At 40.1% G+C, this 17,189-nt stretch carries 10 protein-coding genes; 9 read left to right on the top strand and 1 reads right to left on the bottom strand.

Translation table 11 applies throughout. The features are described 5' to 3' along the window. Positions 1 to 46 precede the first annotated feature (46 nt). Positions 47 to 556 carry a CAP domain-containing protein gene (locus tag A7A78_RS12585; protein ID WP_068762809.1) on the bottom strand — a complete coding sequence of 170 codons (510 nt, stop codon included), beginning with the start codon at positions 554 to 556 and terminating at the stop codon, positions 47 to 49. Positions 557 to 761: 205 nt separating this feature from the next. Between A7A78_RS12585 and A7A78_RS12580 the strand changes: the two genes are divergently transcribed. From A7A78_RS12580 to A7A78_RS12540, 9 genes are all read left to right on the top strand, one after another. Further along, positions 762 to 1,826 (top strand): isoaspartyl peptidase/L-asparaginase family protein, encoded by a 1,065-nt coding sequence (locus A7A78_RS12580; protein ID WP_068762808.1) that lies wholly within the window; start codon positions 762 to 764, stop codon positions 1,824 to 1,826. Continuing rightward, positions 1,827 to 2,126, top strand: coding sequence for an antibiotic biosynthesis monooxygenase family protein (locus A7A78_RS12575; RefSeq protein ID WP_068762807.1), 300 nt, complete (start codon positions 1,827 to 1,829; stop codon positions 2,124 to 2,126). Positions 2,127 to 2,328: 202 nt separating this feature from the next. After that, positions 2,329 to 7,917, top strand: coding sequence for an alpha-2-macroglobulin family protein (locus A7A78_RS12570; protein ID WP_068762806.1), 5,589 nt, complete (start codon positions 2,329 to 2,331; stop codon positions 7,915 to 7,917). Positions 7,918 to 7,920: 3 nt separating this feature from the next. Continuing rightward, a complete protein-coding gene (locus A7A78_RS12565; RefSeq protein ID WP_068762805.1) occupies positions 7,921 to 8,427 on the top strand; it encodes a hypothetical protein in 507 nt (168 codons plus the stop codon). Between the two features lie 87 nt (positions 8,428 to 8,514). Next, entirely contained in the window at positions 8,515 to 10,890 is a 2,376-nt protein-coding gene (gene pbpC / locus A7A78_RS12560; protein ID WP_068762804.1) for a penicillin-binding protein 1C, read from the top strand. A 91-nt stretch (positions 10,891 to 10,981) separates the two neighbouring features. Beyond that, positions 10,982 to 11,470: a GbsR/MarR family transcriptional regulator gene (locus A7A78_RS12555; protein WP_094746141.1), complete on the top strand. Its 489-nt coding sequence runs from the start codon at positions 10,982 to 10,984 to the stop codon at positions 11,468 to 11,470. 11 nt (positions 11,471 to 11,481) lie between these two features. Beyond that, positions 11,482 to 12,618, top strand: coding sequence for an efflux RND transporter periplasmic adaptor subunit (locus A7A78_RS12550; protein WP_068762803.1), 1,137 nt, complete (start codon positions 11,482 to 11,484; stop codon positions 12,616 to 12,618). 20 nt (positions 12,619 to 12,638) lie between these two features. Then, positions 12,639 to 15,803 (top strand): efflux RND transporter permease subunit, encoded by a 3,165-nt coding sequence (locus A7A78_RS12545; protein WP_068762802.1) that lies wholly within the window; start codon positions 12,639 to 12,641, stop codon positions 15,801 to 15,803. Continuing rightward, positions 15,790 to 17,184 (top strand): efflux transporter outer membrane subunit, encoded by a 1,395-nt coding sequence (locus A7A78_RS12540; protein ID WP_068762801.1) that lies wholly within the window; start codon positions 15,790 to 15,792, stop codon positions 17,182 to 17,184. Before A7A78_RS12545 ends, A7A78_RS12540 begins: the two co-directional genes overlap by 14 nt. Positions 17,185 to 17,189 lie beyond the last annotated feature (5 nt).

Raw genomic sequence — 17,189 nt, 5'->3', positions numbered from 1 at the left:
TACGTAAAAATACGGCAAAATGGTCTAATAGAAAAGGGATGTGAGGTTACTTTCTATAAAAGAGTTCAGTGTAGTAGCTTCTGCCTTTGGAACATTTCATAACGCCAAAACCTGTATGTGTAAAGTTACCTTCAATTATAGCTCTGTGGCCCGGGCTTTTTAGCCAAGCGTTCATTACTTTTTCTGCTGTATCATAACCATAGGCTACATTTTCGCCAACCACTTCAGCACCATCGTGGAATTTTATTCCTTCGGAACGATAACCAAAATTGTCGTGATTGATTTGTTCTTTATCGATCATATATTGGGTATGGTCTACAGCGAATGCAGAAGCATATTGAGTATCCATTTTAAGTATGGAAAGACCCAACGAATCACGATGAATGTTTACCAGCTCTAAAATGCGGGCAGACATATCGCTATCATTTTTTTGAACCAAAGCTAAATCAATATCATATTTAGCGGCTTCAACTTCAGCTGAATCCTCTTTTGAACAAGAGGTGATGACTAGGCATAGCAATGCCATTGCAAGTAGGTTGCTTTTAAGTAGATGCATAATTTGGGGGACACCAGATTTGGGGCTTGATGTCGAGTCAAATATATAAAAAAAATGACACGAAAATGCTTTTAATCGAAAAAATGTTGCACTTTATCGGATAAACAACAATTTTTTCATTGTCGTTGAAAATTTAAAATGATGCTTAGGCACAGTAAACGTTATATATTTCACGTATATTGGTCGTATAATTAAAACTATTAGTATGGTTAAAATTTTAACATATTTTTTTGCTATTTTTCTTCTATTCGGGTGTAAAAACGAAGAAAAATCTTCTAACGAAACCTTAAATGCTTCAGAAAATTCAATTAAAATAGAAGAAAACTTCGGAATTGTCATTCACGGAGGAGCTGGAACAATTCTCAAAGAAAATATGAGTGATTCTTTGGAAACGGCCTATAAAGCAAAACTTAAAGAAGCTATTTCCGCAGGTTATGAAATTTTAAAAAATGGCGGCACTTCTTTGGAAGCAGTTACAAATACTATTAATGTTATGGAGGATTCGCCACTTTTCAATGCGGGAAAGGGTGCGGTATTTACACACGAAGGTTCAAATGAACTTGACGCGTCCATAATGGATGGTGCCACTTTGAATGCTGGCGCTGTTGCCGGAATAAAACACATAAAAAACCCAATAGATTTAGCCCGGGATGTAATGCAGAAAAGTGAGCACGTAATGCTTTACGGTGCTGGTGCGGAAGAATTTGCCCAAAATTTGGGTTATAAAATGATGGACACTTCCTATTTCTATACCCAAAAAAGATATGAGTCTTTGCAAAAGGTTTTGGAAAAGGAAAAAAGTAAAAATGAAAAGAAGGTTTCCTTTGAAGATTCCTACATAAAAAACTCAAAATTCGGAACCGTGGGTTGTGCAGCCTTGGACAAACACGGAAACCTCGCCGCTGGAACCTCAACAGGCGGAATGACCAACAAACGCTGGAACCGAATTGGCGATGCGCCGATTATTGGCGCAGGAACATATGCCAACAATAAAACTTGCGCCGTTTCATCAACAGGTTGGGGCGAGTATTTTATTCGATCCGTTGTTGCCTATGATATTTCTGCGTTGATGGAATATAAAGGGATGACTTTGCAGGAAGCTGCTTCAGAAGTTATCCAGAAAAAAGTTCCGGCATTGGGCGGCGACGGCGGTATTGTTGCAATTGATAAGGATGGAAATGTAGCGATGGAATTCAACACTGCGGGCATGTATCGCGCCACGATGAATTCCGAAGGTGAATTAATTATTAAAATCTATAAAGAAGAATAAATGGAACCGTATTACGCTGTAATCTTCACTTCAGTTCAAACCGAAAATATTGAAGGCTATGCTGAAATGGCAGATTTAATGGAAGCTTTGGCAAAACAACAACCCGGATTTTTAGGAATTGAAAGCGCCCGAAACGATATTGGCATAACAGTAAGTTATTGGCAAAGCCTTGAAAGTATTAAAAACTGGAAAGCGAATCTTGATCATTTAATTGCACAGAAAAAAGGACGCGAACAATGGTATTCCTATTATAAAGTGCGGATTTGTAAAGTGGAAAGGGAGTATGAATTTGAGCGGTAACAAACGCTAAATTGTTGCCAACCTGTTAATTATCTCCCAAATGTTAAATTCTAAAATACGATTGTAAAATAGTTAAACGTTACAGATTTAACCTCCCCACCCATAAAACGTATTTAAGTAATTATTTCAAACAAAACGATTTGGTTTTTGCTTTGCAGCCCAATCATTTTGCCTTATTTTTAAATGCTTTTAACCATCGCTTATGAAAACTCATCTCAAGTTCCTGCCTGTCCTTTTATTGCTATTTGTTTTTTCCTGCAAAGACAAAGACAAGCATTCCGAAACCGACAATCTTTTCAAGTTCAAGGAATACATTTCGTATAATACCTACGGTAACCAATCCATCACCACGGATATTCGTGTTGAACTTGCAAAACCCTTGGAACAATTTGAGTTGACCCAAGAACTTTCAGCTGATGATTATTTAAAAATCTCTCCATCCACAAAAGGAAAATTGGTTGTCGAAAACGGCAAAACCTTGATTTTTCAACCTTCGGAATATTTAAAACCCGACACAGAATATACTGTTACTGTAAAACTGGATAAATTTTACGAAGACATTTCCAAAGAATTCAAAACCTACACTTTCAGTTTTCACACAATTACACCGAATTTCAAAGTTGACTTGGGAAAACTTCAAAGCTACAGCAAGCAATGGCAATATGTTGAAGCTTCCGTTGAAGCATCGGATGTAATTTCTTTGGAAAAAGCGAAACAATTGGTTTCAGTTTCCCAAGACGGTAAAAAACTGAAATTAAAATGGCCATCGGAAGCAACTGAAGGACGTTATTTCAATTTTACAATTGACAGCATCAGCCGAAAAATAAACGACTCTGAAATTCTCATTAAATGGGATGGAAAACCAATCGGAGCCAAAAACAAAGGTGAAAATACATTTGCAATTCCAGGCCAAAATAATTTTACGATCGTTGACATCAGCAGCACATTGGCGCCCGCAGCACTTTTGAGTATCAATTTTTCAGATCCGTTGATGGAAAATCAGGATTTTGCAGGATTGGTTACTATTGAAAACACTCAGGATTTGCGCTACGAAGTAAACGGAAATGTGTTAAACGTATATCCGCCAAACCGAGTTTTAGGCAATGTAAAAGTCACCGTTTTTACGGGAATAAAAAATACTGAGGGCTTCGGATTAAAAAAGGAATTTTCAGAATTGGTTTCCTTTGAACAGTTGAAACCTGCGGTGCGTATGGTTTCAAAAGGCGTAATTCTTCCAAATTCCGCTTCAACGCCCGTTTATTTTGAGGCCGTTAATCTTTCAAAAGTTGATGTCCGAGTCATCAAAATTTATGAAAGCAATGTGCTGCAATTTCTTCAAAATTATAATTTGAATGATAATAACACCTACGATATTAAAAGGGTCGGACGAAGAATTGCCAAAAAAACCATCGAACTAAAAAATACCGATTTGGGCGATAACGGCAGTTGGAAAGCCTACGCCATCAACCTTTCGGAATATTTTAAAGTAGATCCCGGCGCCATTTATCAATTGGAGTTCAGCTTTAAAAAAGATTATATTACTTATGATTGTAGCGAAACCACTTCCGAAGAAATTTCAGATGAAAACGCTGAGGAAGGAGATGAATATTACGATGATTACTACGAAGAAGATTCATATTACACGAACGATTCCTCCGAAGACGAAGAACTTCGCGAAGAACGCTATTGGGATAACGAAATTTACCGTTGGCGAAATTATACCTACAATTGGGAACAGCAAGACAATCCCTGCCATCCCGCATATTATAACGAAGAGCGCGTAGTTACCGCAAATATTCTGGGCTCAGATTTGGGCTTGATTGTAAAAAAAGGAAACAACCGTTCGTACCACTTTATTGCCACAAATTTGATAACCGCAAAGCCGGAAGGTGGCGTAAAAGTGAAACTTTTCAACTATCAGCAGCAGCTTATTGAAACCGTAACCACAGAAAGCGATGGAATGACGCTTTATGATGGCACTAAAAATGCAGCTTTTGCAGTGGCACAGAAAGGAAATAATTTTGCCTACGTAAAACTGGAAGACGGAAATGCCCTTTCAATGAGTAATTTCGACATTTCGGGAAAAGAACTTCAAAAAGGTTTAAAAGGTTATACCTATACAGAACGCGGCGTTTATCGTCCCGGAGATAGCATTCACCTAACTTTTGTGTTGAACGACAATGCAAATCTCCTTCCAAAAAATCATCCAGTTACTCTCTCAGTGACTGATGCACGAGGAAAACTTGTTTATCGCACGGTTCAGCAAACAAATTCTTCAAAAGATGGATTTTATTATTTCCCAATTAACACTGATGCTTCAGCACCAACGGGGAATTGGAACGCTACAGTAACCGTTGGTGGCGCACAATTTTCACACACTTTGAAGGTGGCGACAATTAAACCAAACCGTTTAAAAATTAAACTCGATTTTGAAGATGAAATTCTCGACGCCACAAAACCCTTAAAAGGAACGGCAAGCGCCATGTGGCTTCACGGCTCGCCTGCGCGGAATTTGAAGGTTGATATGACGGCAACACTTCGCGCGAGCAATTCAGCTTTTCCGAAGTTTCCAAAATACAATTTCATCGACCCAATCCGAACTTTTTCCGAAGTGGAAATTCCCGTCTTGGATGCGCAACTTTCTTCGGAAGGAAGCACTTCTTTCAGCCAAAATCTGGAGGTTGGAAAGAACGCGCCCGGAATGTTGAAAGCAACATTTTTGACAAAAGTGTATGAAGGCGGCGGCGATTTTTCAATGGATATTTTTTCAAAGGATTTGGCGCCCTTCTCACATTTTGTCGGTTTAAAATCTCCCGAAGCTGGGCGTTACGGTTCCTATTTTACGGATGAAAACACAACTTTTGATGTAGTTTCCGTGGATGCGCAGGGCAAAGCTGCCGCCAACCGCGAGATGGAAGTGAAAGTTTTTCAAATTGAATGGCGTTGGTGGTGGAACCGCGGTTCGGACAATCTTTCAACCTATGAAAATTCAACCGTGCACCGTCCTGTAAAAGAATTCACCGTAAAAACCGATGGCAGCGGAAAGGGAAAATTCACCGTAAATATTCCTGAGGAGGAAGGCGGAAGATATTTAATTCGCGTCATCGATAAACAATCCGGCCACGCAACCGGGCGCATAACATATTTCTACAGAAATTGGTGGCAACGCCCAAGTGACGGCGATGGGGAAAGTGCGCGCATGTTGCTCTTTTCAGCAGATAAGGAAAAATACAATGTGGGCGAGGAAGCGTTTATCACTTTTCCTTCGGGAAGCGACGGCCACGCGTTGATTAGCGTTGAAAACGGCACCGAGGTTTTGGCAACGCACTGGATTGAAACCAAAAAAGGCGAAACCAAAGCTGCGATAAAAATCACCAAGGAAATGGCGCCGAATATTTATGTGAATATTTCGCTGCTCCAACCGCACAGCCAAACGAAAAACGATTTGCCGATTCGACTTTACGGCGTTATTCCGCTTTCGGTGGAAGACCCTTCAACGGTGCTACATCCAAAAATTTCGATGCCGGAAGTTTTAAAACCTGAGAAACAATTCACCGTAAAAGTTTCCGAAGAAAAAGGCAAACCAATGACCTATACTTTGGCGGTTGTTGATGAAGGTTTGCTGGATTTAACGCGCTTCTCCACACCCGATATCCACGAAGCTTTTTACAGTCGAGAGGCTTTGGGGGTAAAAACTTTTGATATGTTCGATTACGTGATTGGTGCCTATTCCGGCAGTGTGGACAATATTTACGCAATCGGTGGTGGCGATGCGGCTTTGGGTGCAAAAAACCGAAAAGCCGACAGATTTAAACCTGTTGTAAAATATTTAGGACCATTTGAACTCGCCGTTGGAAAAACCGCAACCCATACTATTATGATGCCAAATTACATCGGCTCCGTTCGCACGATGGTAATTGCGGGTGATAAAACCAAAAGTGCGTATGGCAGTGTCGAAAAAACTACGCCCGTCCGTACGCCTTTAATGGTGCTGGCTTCGCTTCCGCGGAAATTATCGCCGGGAGAAACTGTTACACTTCCAGTTACTGTTTTCGCGATGGAGAATAAAGTGAAAACCGCCACGATTACCGTAAAAACAGGCGATGCTTTGAAACCAAAAAACGGTGCTTCCAAAACGGTTACTTTCAACGGACCGGGCGAACAGATTGTGAATTTCGAATTCGAAGTTTTGCCGACGCAGGAATTCCAAACCATTGAAGTAACCGCCGCTGGAAATGGGGAAAAAGCAAGTTATAAAGTGGAAATCGACGTGGAAAATCCCAACCCAATTTCACAAAAATCTACACAATATACTATTGCTGAAAATGGAACACAAACCATCAATTTTGAAACTTTTGGCGTTCCGGGAAGCAATGCGGCGATGCTTGAATTTTCAACCTTGCCACCGATGGATTTTGGAAAACGAATGGAATATTTAATCCATTATCCGTACGGATGCATTGAGCAGACTACTTCTTCGGCATTTCCGCAGTTGTATTTGGCAGATGTTTTCGATATAACTTTTGATAAAAAGAAGGATATTGAGAAAAACGTAAAAGCAGCAATTGAGCGATTGGGCAGATTCCAAATCGCAAACGGCGGACTTGCATATTGGCCCGGAGAGCGCGAAGCCGACGAATGGGCAACCAACTATGCCGGTCATTTTATGCTGGAAGCGAAGCAAAAAGGATACGCTTTGCCAATCAGTTTTATGAGCAATTGGTTGCTGTATCAGCAAAACACAGCGCGCCAATGGCGAAATAGTCATAAAGTCTATAATACAAGTTTAACACAGGCTTACAGACTTTATACCTTGGCGTTGGCCGGAAAACCGGAGCTCGCTGCAATGAACCGCCTTCGCGAAAGCAAGGAGCTGAGCAATGATGCCAAATGGCGACTGGCCGCGGCATATGCTTTGGCGGGCAAAAAGGAAGGCGCACAACAAATTGCACAAACGGCCAATATCAACTTCGTGCCACAGAAATATGATTATTATACTTACGGCTCGCCTTTCAGAAATAGGGCGATGGCTTTGGAAACTTTGGTTTTATTGGGTGATTCGAAGCAACGCGATTTAGCAATTTCCGTGGCTAAGGATTTGTCTTCGGGAAATTGGTATAGCACCCAAGAAACTTCGTATGCATTGATGGCAATGGCAAAAATGGTTGCCAAAAACGGCGGAAAGGCGATGGAACTTACATTTACGAATGGCGGAAAATCGGTTGAAGTGAAAACCGACCGAGCAATTGCGCAGCGCGATCTTTCTTTTGTAATGGGAAGCAATTCCGTTTCCGTAACAAACAAAAAAGGGAATGTGGTTTACGTTACACTTTCGCAACGTGGGAAATTGCCTTTAGGGGAAGAACTTGCCGAAAGACGCAATCTCTCCATAAAATCTGAATATTTGGGAGGCGATGGAAAACCGATAGACGTTACAAAATTGCGACAGGGCACGGAAATCATCGCGAAAGTGAGTGTTGCCAACACTTCCAACAATTGGATAAACAACGTGGCTTTGGCAAAAATCTTTCCAAGCGGTTGGGAAATAGTAAACACCAGTTTCTCCGAATTGGGCGGTGGCGCAAGTGGAAATGCACGATATACGGACATTCGCGACGACAGAGTAAATTTCTTTTTCGATTTAACTGCTGGACAAACGAAGACCTTCAGTGTAAAATTAAACGCTTCCTATTTGGGAACGTATTATTTGCCCGGAACGCAGGTTGAGGCGATGTATGACAATTCTTATTATGCGCGGAACAAAGGGATGTGGGTGACTGTTGAATTATAGATTATGAAAAAGCTCTTCAGAATATTTGTATTTGCGGTTATTATAAATTTCACTTATGGTTGTAGTGAAACAAAACAAAAAACTCGTTCCGAAATTTATTCTGAAAAAACTGCTGAATTGATAAATGATTTATTGAAAGATGAAGGAAACCATATTTGTGATTGCATATTAGAACCTAATAATAGTTCGATGGCAGAAATTTACAAGAGTGAAGTGCCAGCTTTTGAATTTGAAGATTATATTGTAAAAAAACTTAGTTTAAAAAACGTTGCTGAAATTGATAGCCTCTATGGGTTTAAGGAAAAGCTAACATTAAATCCTTATTTAATTACACAAGCAATAAAGGTTATTTCGAATAGAGAATATGATTCTATAAATAGAAAATATGATTCTCTATTTATAAAATACGAATATGATAAAGAATTAGAAATTTTTATTAATACTTATCCAAATATCTGTTCTTTCAATAAACCAATTTTCGATAAAAATTTGAAGAATGGTTTGTTTTAGATATCATCTGGAAGTACATGCTTATGGACTCCTCCACCAAAAGTCAAGAATGTTCAAGGCGTTTGGGAATATGATTGGAATTAGTTAATGAAAAACATTGATCCCATTTTAAAAAAACATAAAATAAAACTCAGTGTCCTGCTGATTTTATTTTTGGTTTGGCTTTTCTGTCTTCCGTCACCATTATTCAACGTTCCCACCGCAACCGTTGCCGAAAGCAGCAGCGGACAAATGCTGGGCGCACGAATTGCCGATGACGGCCAATGGCGATTTCCAAAAATGGATTCGGTCCCGGAACGCTTTGAAAAATGTATTCTTTATTTTGAGGATGAGCATTTTTATTGGCATCCTGGCTTTAATCCGGTTTCAATTTCAAATGCGCTTTGGAATAATCTAACCAGCGATTCCCGTCGCGGAGGAAGTACGATTACACAGCAAGTAATCCGACTTTCCCGAGAAAATAAAGGACGTACTTATTTTGAAAAACTAATAGAAATTTTTCAAGCCACGCGTTTGGAAGCGGGTTATAAAAAGAATTCAATCTTAAATTTATACGCTTCATACGCCCCTTTCGGTGGAAATGTGGTTGGTTTGGAAACCGCTTCGTGGCGGTATTTCGGGATTCCTGCGAGTGAATTGAGTTGGGGGCAATCTGCAGCTTTGGCGGTACTTCCGAATGCGCCGGCGCTTATTTTCCCTGGGAAAAATGAAGAAATTTTAAAACAAAAAAGAGATGCATTATTACTGAAACTTTTTCAAAATGAAGTGATTGATGAAACAACCTATCAATTGGCTTTGGATGAAAAATTGCCGGGAAAACCTTTGCCATTACCCGAATTTGCACCTCATTTAACTGAAAAAATAAGAAAGGAACATCATGGAAAACGCATTGAAACCACGATTGATTTTTCGCTTCAACAAAAAGTGAACAATATTGTAAAAGAGCAACATTATATGTTGGCGCAAAACCAAATCCATAACCTCGCCGTTTTGGTTTTGGATGTAAACACCCGCGAGGTTTTGGCGTATGTAGGCAATTCTCCAACAACTCGGGAACACAATAATTTTGTGGATATAATTGAAAAGCCCCGAAGCACGGGGAGTATTTTAAAACCTTTTCTTTTTACTTCGATGTTGGATGCGGGCGAAATTCTTCCAAATACATTGGTAGCTGATATTCCCACGACAGTGAATGGGTACACACCAGAAAATTTCGACAAAAAATTCAACGGTGCAGTTCCGGCAAGTGTCGCGCTATCACGTTCTCTGAACATACCTGCGGTGCGGATGTTGCGGGATTTTGGGTTTCAGCGGTTTTATAATGTTTTAAAAAAGACCAATCAAAAAGCAATCGATAAACCTGCGGATTATTACGGCTTATCGTTAATTCTCGGCGGCGCGGAGAGCAGTTTGTGGGATATTACGAAAGCGTATGCGGGAATGGCTTCCACCTTAAATTACTTCAACAATTCTTCCAGCGTATACCGTAAAAATGAATTTGTGGAACCCGTTTATATGAAAGATCACGAGGAAATATCCTTCGGGGAAATTCAGCAAAAACCCTCTGTTTGGAATGCCGGCGCTATTTACGAAACCTTTGAAGCGATGGAAAAAGTAAACCGCCCCAGCGGCGAGGAAAATTGGGAATTTTTCACGAGCAGTCAGCCGTTAGCTTGGAAAACAGGAACGAGCTACGGGTTTAAGGATGCGTGGGCCGTTGGGGTTACACCGAAATATGCAATCGGCGTGTGGGTCGGAAATGCAGATGGTGAAGGCCGACCCGGACTCACGGGAATTCAAGCTGCAGCGCCAGTTTTGTTTGATGTTTTGAATGTTTTACCGCAAAGCGGTTGGTTTAAAATTCCGTACGATGAATTGGTTGAGGTTGAAATCTGTACCAAAAGCGGCCATCTTGCTGGACTTTTTTGCGAGGAAACAAAAATGGAATGGATTCCAAAAAACGGAACACGAACCGAAGCTTGTCCGTACCATCAAACTGTATTTCTATCCCGAGGCGTCGGGACGGAAAATTTTCGGGTTAATTCTTCATGTTATCCACTTTCGGAAATGGTTCAAAAGAACTGGTTCGTGCTGCCACCTGTGATGGAATATTATTACGCACAGCTTCACCCGGAATACAAAATCCTGCCGCCCTTTGCGCCCAATTGCTTGCAAGAAGGTGAAAAGTTGATGGCCTTTATTTATCCAAAAAGAAATGAAGAGGTTTTGCTTCCAAAGAATTTTGATGAAAATGTAAACGAAGTAATTTTTAAGCTGGCACATCGTTCACCGGAAACTACTGTTTTTTGGTACTTGGATTCAAAATATATCGGCAAGACCGAAACCTTTCACGAATTGGCAATTTCGCCAAAACCGGGAACATATTTATTGACCACGGTAGATCAGGACGGCAATGAACTTCGTGAGCAGATTGAAATAAAATCCGCTTCAGAAAACCCTTAAAAATTATTTAACAAAACATTAATACTGATTGGTTCGGAATATTACGAACCAAGCGTACTTTTGCATCTTCATTTTAAATCATAAGTATATTTTGACTAAGAAAGAAAACTTAATTGAGAAATTGGGAGTTCACATTGAGAGCAAGGATCAACTTGCTCCTCTGGCAGCGCGAATTCTTGCAACCTTGATTTTAAGTGGAAAAAAAGGAAGCACTTTTGAATCTTTGGTATGTGAACTCAGCGCCAGTAAAAGTACAATTTCAACACATTTAACCACTTTGCAGGCCGCAAACCGAATTACCTATCACACAAAATGTGGTGATCGAAAAAAGTACTTCACACTTGTTCCAGATGTGATGATAAATTCCATGAATGAAATGCTCAAAAACTGGAAAAGCGAACGCGATCTGCATCTTGAAATAATGGAATATAAAAAAGAAATAAATGCAGAACTTCCTGAGGATTGTTCAGAAATTTTCGACTTGGAATTTCATAAAGATTATTTGGAATTCCTTGCACAAGCAAGTGCTTCCATGGAAAAAATTCAAAAAAAGCTTACTGAAAAACATAAAAACGACTAATTAAATCAACAATGAAAAAGAAAAATTTTATTCATTCACTTCCCATAGCTATAGGCATTCTGCTATTGTTTTCTTCTTGTGGCGAAGACAAAAGTGCACAACAGGCACAAATGGCACAACAAGCCCCAACTTTACCGGTTGTATCAATTCCAACGAAAACTGTTACAGCATTTACAACCTATCCCGCAAGTATTGAAGGGATTGTGAACAGTCAGGTAAATGCAAAAATTTCAGGATATATTACTGATGTTTTGGTTGATGAAGGTCAAAAAGTAAGAAAGGGACAAACGTTATTTAGACTGGAGACCCAGACTTTGAGCCAAGATGCAGCTGCCGCTCGCGCAAATGTAAATGCTGCACAGGTTGAGGTTGATAAACTGAAGCCTTTGGTTGAAAAAAATATTATCAGCAATGTGCAACTTGAAACTGCCAAAGCAAAACTCCAACAAGCAAAAAGTGGCTATAACAGCATTGCGGCAAATATAGATTACGGAAACATAAAAAGCCCAGTTGATGGTTATGTGGGTTCCATCAATCTTCGGAAAGGTGCTTTGGTGAGTCCATCATCACAAGTCCCTATGACGACTGTTTCAGACATTAGCAAAGTGTATGCTTATTTCTCAATGAATGAAAAGGAATATTTGGATTTTATTCAAAATGCAGAAGGAAAAGATATTGAAGAAAAAATAAAAAAACTTCCGAAAGTGCAATTGTTATTGGCAAACGGAAGCCTTTACGAAGAAGAAGGAACCATTGAAACTATTAACTCACAAGTAAATGCGAATACGGGTTCTATTTCTTTCAGGGCTGTTTTTAATAATCCTTCAAGAATTTTAACAAACGGTAACAGCGGAAAAATAAAAATTCCGAAAGTTTATACCGATGCTATAGTTGTTCCGCAGGAAGCTACCTATGAGCAACAAGGCAGTATTTATGTTTATAAAGTTGGTGAAGATGGTATGGCCACTTCAACCAAAATTGAGACAACGGCAGAAGTTGGAAACCTTTACGTGGTAGCTTCCGGCTTGCAGAAAGGCGATAAAATTGTTGCAAAAGGTGCAAACAAACTACGTGGAAATTCCAAAATAAATCCACAAGAAATGCCTTTTGACAGCATTGCCAAACCTATTGAAAAAGTTTTCAGATAACCGTTTAAGAAAAACCAATCATGTTAAAAACATTTATAGACAGACCCGTACTCTCTACGGTTATCTCAATAATTATTGTGATTTTGGGAATTTTGGGGCTTTCCAATTTGCCCATTACCCAATACCCCGATATTGCCCCGCCGACCATTCAGGTGAATGCAACGTATCCAGGGGCGAACGCCGAAACCATTCTTGAAAGCGTTATTATTCCGCTTGAAGAGCAAATAAACGGAGTGGAAGGAATGACCTATCTAACTTCTACCGCCACCAACAACGGAACGGCTTCCATCAGCGTGTTTTTTGATCAGGATGTAGATCCGGACATTGCCGCTGTAAACGTTCAAAACCGCGTGGCACGTGCAAATTCATTGTTGCCGCAAGCTGTAATTCAAACTGGGGTTACAACTTCAAAACAACAAACCAGTGCGTTGATGTTTCTTTCCTTTTACAGCACCAACAAAGATTATGATGATACGTTTCTTCAGAATTATTTAAAGATAAACGTAATTCCTGAATTACAAAGGGTAAACGGGGTTGGTGACGTGAGTGTATTTGGAGGAAAAGATTACTCCATGCGCATTTGGCTAAATCCTCAAAAACTTGCAGCCTATAGCTTGATGCCTTCAGACGTTGTGGCAGCTTTAAAAGAACAGAGTTTGGAAGCCGCGGCAGGTTCTTTGGGTGAAAATAATGGCGAAGCCTTTTCATATACCATTAAATATCCCGGCCGTTACAAAACTGAGCAGCAATACAGTGATATTGTAATTAAGGCTTTGGGCAACGGCGAATTTTTAAGATTGAGCGATGTCGCAAAAATAGAACTTGGCGCACAATCTTATGCAGGTGGATCTGTTACCAATGGAAATCCTGCGGTAAATATGGGTATTTTTCAAACGAAAGGTTCAAATGCACAGGAAATTATTGATGCCATAAAAGAAGAATTAAAGAATGTAGAGCGTGATTTACCAGAGGGAGTTACCTATTATATTCCTTATGACACGAACAATTTCTTAAATGCTTCTATTGAAAAAGTGGTAAGCACTTTGGTTGAAGCTTTTCTCTTGGTTTTCCTTGTTGTATTTATATTTTTACAGGATTTTCGTTCCACTTTAATTCCTGCAATTGCGGTTCCTGTATCTATTATTGGGACGTTTTTCTTCTTGAACTTATTTGGATATTCTATTAACTTATTGACGCTTTTCGCTTTGGTATTGGCTATTGGTATTGTGGTGGATGATGCCATTGTGGTCGTCGAGGCAGTCCATTCAAAGATTGACGAAGGAGAGAAAAGTCCGAAAAAGGCATCGCTTAAAGCCATGCACGAAATCTCCGGAGCTATTGTTTCCATTACTTTGGTGATGTCTGCAGTGTTTATTCCCGTAACTTTTATAAAAGGCCCTACGGGAGTATTTTATGAGCAGTTTGGAGTTACGCTTATTGTTGCAATTATTATTTCTGCAATTAACGCTTTGACTTTAACACCCGCGCTGAGTGCACTTTTCTTAAAAGGTCATGATGAAAAACAGAACAGCAAAAAGCCAGGTTTTATTCAGAAATTTTTTAATGGTTTCAACAGAGGTTTTAAAGCTACAGTAAACCGTTATGGAAGATCTGTCCATTTCCTATACAGACATAAATGGATTACGGGAATTATTCTGCTTTTGGCAGTTTTGGGAATTTGGTGGTCATCCGCAACTTTGAAAACAGGCTTTGTTCCCGATGAAGACCGTGGAATTATCTTTATGAACGTAGAACTTCCAGCAGGTTCGTCCATTGATAGAACACACGAGGTAAACCAAATTCTTTATTCAAAAATTAAAAATCTTCCCGGTGTGCAAGGTGCATCAGTGATTGATGGACGAAGTTTGATCAGCGGTGCGGGAAGCAACTACGGACTTGGATTTATTAGGCTTGACGACTGGAAAGACAGAAAAGATGAATCGCTTTCCGTACAAGCAATAACGGGGCAACTTTTCGGAATTGCCGCACAAATCCCAGATGCGCAAATTATATTTTTCTCGCCACCAAGTATTCCCGGTTTCGGAAACTCCGCTGGAGCCGAAGTGAATCTTTTGGATCGCTCCGGTGGAAGCTTTACAGATTTGGATCAAACCAATCAGGAGTTTATTGCAAAATTGAGTCAGCGACCTGAAATTCAGTATGCGCAATCATCCTTCAACACGCGTTATCCGCAATATGAAATGACGCTAAATGTGCCTTTAGCAAAAGAAGTGGGGGTTTCGGTTCAAACTATTTTCAATACTTTGCAGGGATATATAGGAAGTATTTTCGCAGCAGATTTTTCCCGATTCGGAAAACAATATCGCGTGTATGTTCAAGCATTGCCGGAAGACAGGGCAAGTGAAAGCGATTTGAACAATATTTATGTGCGCACTGCCAGTGGTGAAATGACACCAATTACCCAATTCGTTACGCTGAAACGGGTTTATGGGCCACAATCGGTTACGCGTTTCAATTTGTTCAATTCCACAAAAGTTACTGCTGCACCAGCACCGGGCTATAGCTCGGGTGATGTTATTGCAGCTGTTGAAGACGTGAGCAAAACTCTACCGAGCAATTTTGATATCGCTTACTCAGGTTTAACCTTGGAAGAAAAAAGCGCAGGCAACCAAACAACGATGATTTTCATTTTGTCATTGGTATTCGTTTACTTTTTGCTCGCAGCTCAATATGAAAGCTATTTATTGCCATTTTCGGTTCTGTTTTCATTGCCAGTTGGGGTTTTTGGAGCCTATATTTCAACACAATTTATGGGATTGCAAAATAATATCTATTTTCAGATTGCGCTCATAATGCTTATCGGTCTGCTCGCGAAAAATGCAATTCTAATTGTTGAATTTGCGCTACAGCGAAGAAAGCACGGCGAATCTATTTTGGATGCCGCAATTGATGGCGCCGAAGCTCGATTACGCCCAATTTTGATGACTTCCTTTGCTTTTATTTTAGGATTGATGCCGTTGGTGCTTTCCAACGGTGTGGGCGCAGCAGGAAACCGTTCAATCGGGACTGGAGCTGTTGGAGGATTACTTATCGGAACAATTATCGGGGTTTTCGTTATACCAATTTTGTTCATCCTTTTCCAATGGTTACAAGAAAAAATTACCGGTGCACCGACTGAAAAATTAGAAACTATTGAAGAAAACACTTCTCATGAAAAAGAATAGCATATATAAAATTTTGATATTGGCAAGTTTGCCATTTCTACTCGTTTCCTGCTTTGCCGCAAAAGATTATGAACGGCCACAAGTTGTAAATGAAGCAAATTACCGAACCGAAAACCTTCCGCAGGATACGTTGAGCATTGCAACCCTTTCGTGGAAGGAATTATTTACAGACCCGACACTACAAGGTTATATTGAAGAAGGCTTAAAAAACAATATGGACATTCGGGTGGCGCTTCAGCAAATACGTATAGCCGAAGCGTATGTAAAACAGGGCAAGGCGGGGTATTTTCCTTCCTTGAGTGGAAATGCAAAATACACCCATCAGGAATTGCCAGCCCAAAACCAGTTTGGCGATATTTCTTCCATCAGTCAATACGAGTTGAGCGCGAGTCTTTCGTGGGAAGCAGATATTTGGGGAAAAATTCGTAGCAATGAAAGGGCTTTTCAAGCTTCATACCTTCAAACTGTTGCGGCACACCAAGCCGTAAAAAGTAGGTTGATTGCCAATATTGCTTCGGTTTATTACCAATTGTTGGCGTTGGATGAACAAATTCGTGTTACCCAGGAAACCATCGAGACGCGTTCCAAAGGTTTGGAAACAACCCAAGCTTTAAAGGAGGCCGGAAATGTTACAGAAGTAGGCGTAAAACAAACGGAAGCGCAGCTTTATACCGCTCAAGGAATTTTAATCGATTTAAAAAACCAAGCCCGCCTGTTGGAAAATACAATGTCTATTTTATTGGGAAGCGCTCCGCACGAAATAACCCGTGGAAGCTTGGAAAATCAAGATATTGAAATACCGTTGAAAACTGGAATTCCGTCACAATTGCTCAGAAATAGACCCGATGTTATGGCCGCAGAATACAGTTTGATGAATGCTTTTGAACTTACAAATGCTGCGCGCGCAAGTTTCTATCCCTCATTGACGCTTTCGGCGACGGGAGGTTTTCAGAATATTGAGATTGATAAACTTTTCAATGCCAATTCGCTATTTGCAACTATTATTGGAGGGTTGACGCAACCTATTTTCAACAAACGTCAAATCCGCACGCAGTATGAAGTTTCACAAGCACATCAGGAACAGGCCTATTTGGATTTTAGATTGGCTGTTATCACTGCCAGTAAAGAAGTTTCGGATGCGCTTTATAATTATCAGTCTGCAACCGAAAAAATTGAGGTAAACCAAAAGGAATTTGAGGCTTATAATTTGGCGACGGGCTATTCCGAAGAACTTTTGGACAACGGTTTTGCAAACTATTTGGAAGTTTTGAACGCACAGGAAAATGCGCTTAATTCAAGCTTAAACCTTATAAACACAAAGAATAACCAGCTTCAGGCCATCGTAGATTTATACGAAGCCTTGGGCGGTGGTTGGCGATAGTTTTT

Origin of the sequence: Aequorivita soesokkakensis (assembly GCF_001641085.1) — a bacterium.
Classification (GTDB): Bacteria; Bacteroidota; Bacteroidia; order Flavobacteriales; family Flavobacteriaceae; genus Aequorivita; species Aequorivita soesokkakensis.
Note: the sequence above shows the minus strand (reverse complement) of the source record. Positions and strands in the feature narration are given on the sequence as shown.

Bases quoted from the DNA above. Each gene is read 5' to 3' on its own strand.
- A7A78_RS12570 (WP_068762806.1), top strand. From the start codon at position 2,329: ATGAAAACTCATCTCAAGTTCCTGCCTGTCCTTTTATTGCTATTTGTT.
- A7A78_RS12585 (WP_068762809.1), bottom strand. From the start codon at position 556: ATGCATCTACTTAAAAGCAACCTACTTGCAATGGCATTGCTATGCCTA.
- A7A78_RS12550 (WP_068762803.1), top strand. From the start codon at position 11,482: ATGAAAAAGAAAAATTTTATTCATTCACTTCCCATAGCTATAGGCATT.
- A7A78_RS12545 (WP_068762802.1), top strand. From the start codon at position 12,639: ATGTTAAAAACATTTATAGACAGACCCGTACTCTCTACGGTTATCTCA.
- A7A78_RS12575 (WP_068762807.1), top strand. From the start codon at position 1,827: ATGGAACCGTATTACGCTGTAATCTTCACTTCAGTTCAAACCGAAAAT.
- pbpC (WP_068762804.1), top strand. From the start codon at position 8,515: ATGAAAAACATTGATCCCATTTTAAAAAAACATAAAATAAAACTCAGT.
- A7A78_RS12580 (WP_068762808.1), top strand. From the start codon at position 762: ATGGTTAAAATTTTAACATATTTTTTTGCTATTTTTCTTCTATTCGGG.
- A7A78_RS12540 (WP_068762801.1), top strand. From the start codon at position 15,790: ATGAAAAAGAATAGCATATATAAAATTTTGATATTGGCAAGTTTGCCA.
- A7A78_RS12565 (WP_068762805.1), top strand. From the start codon at position 7,921: ATGAAAAAGCTCTTCAGAATATTTGTATTTGCGGTTATTATAAATTTC.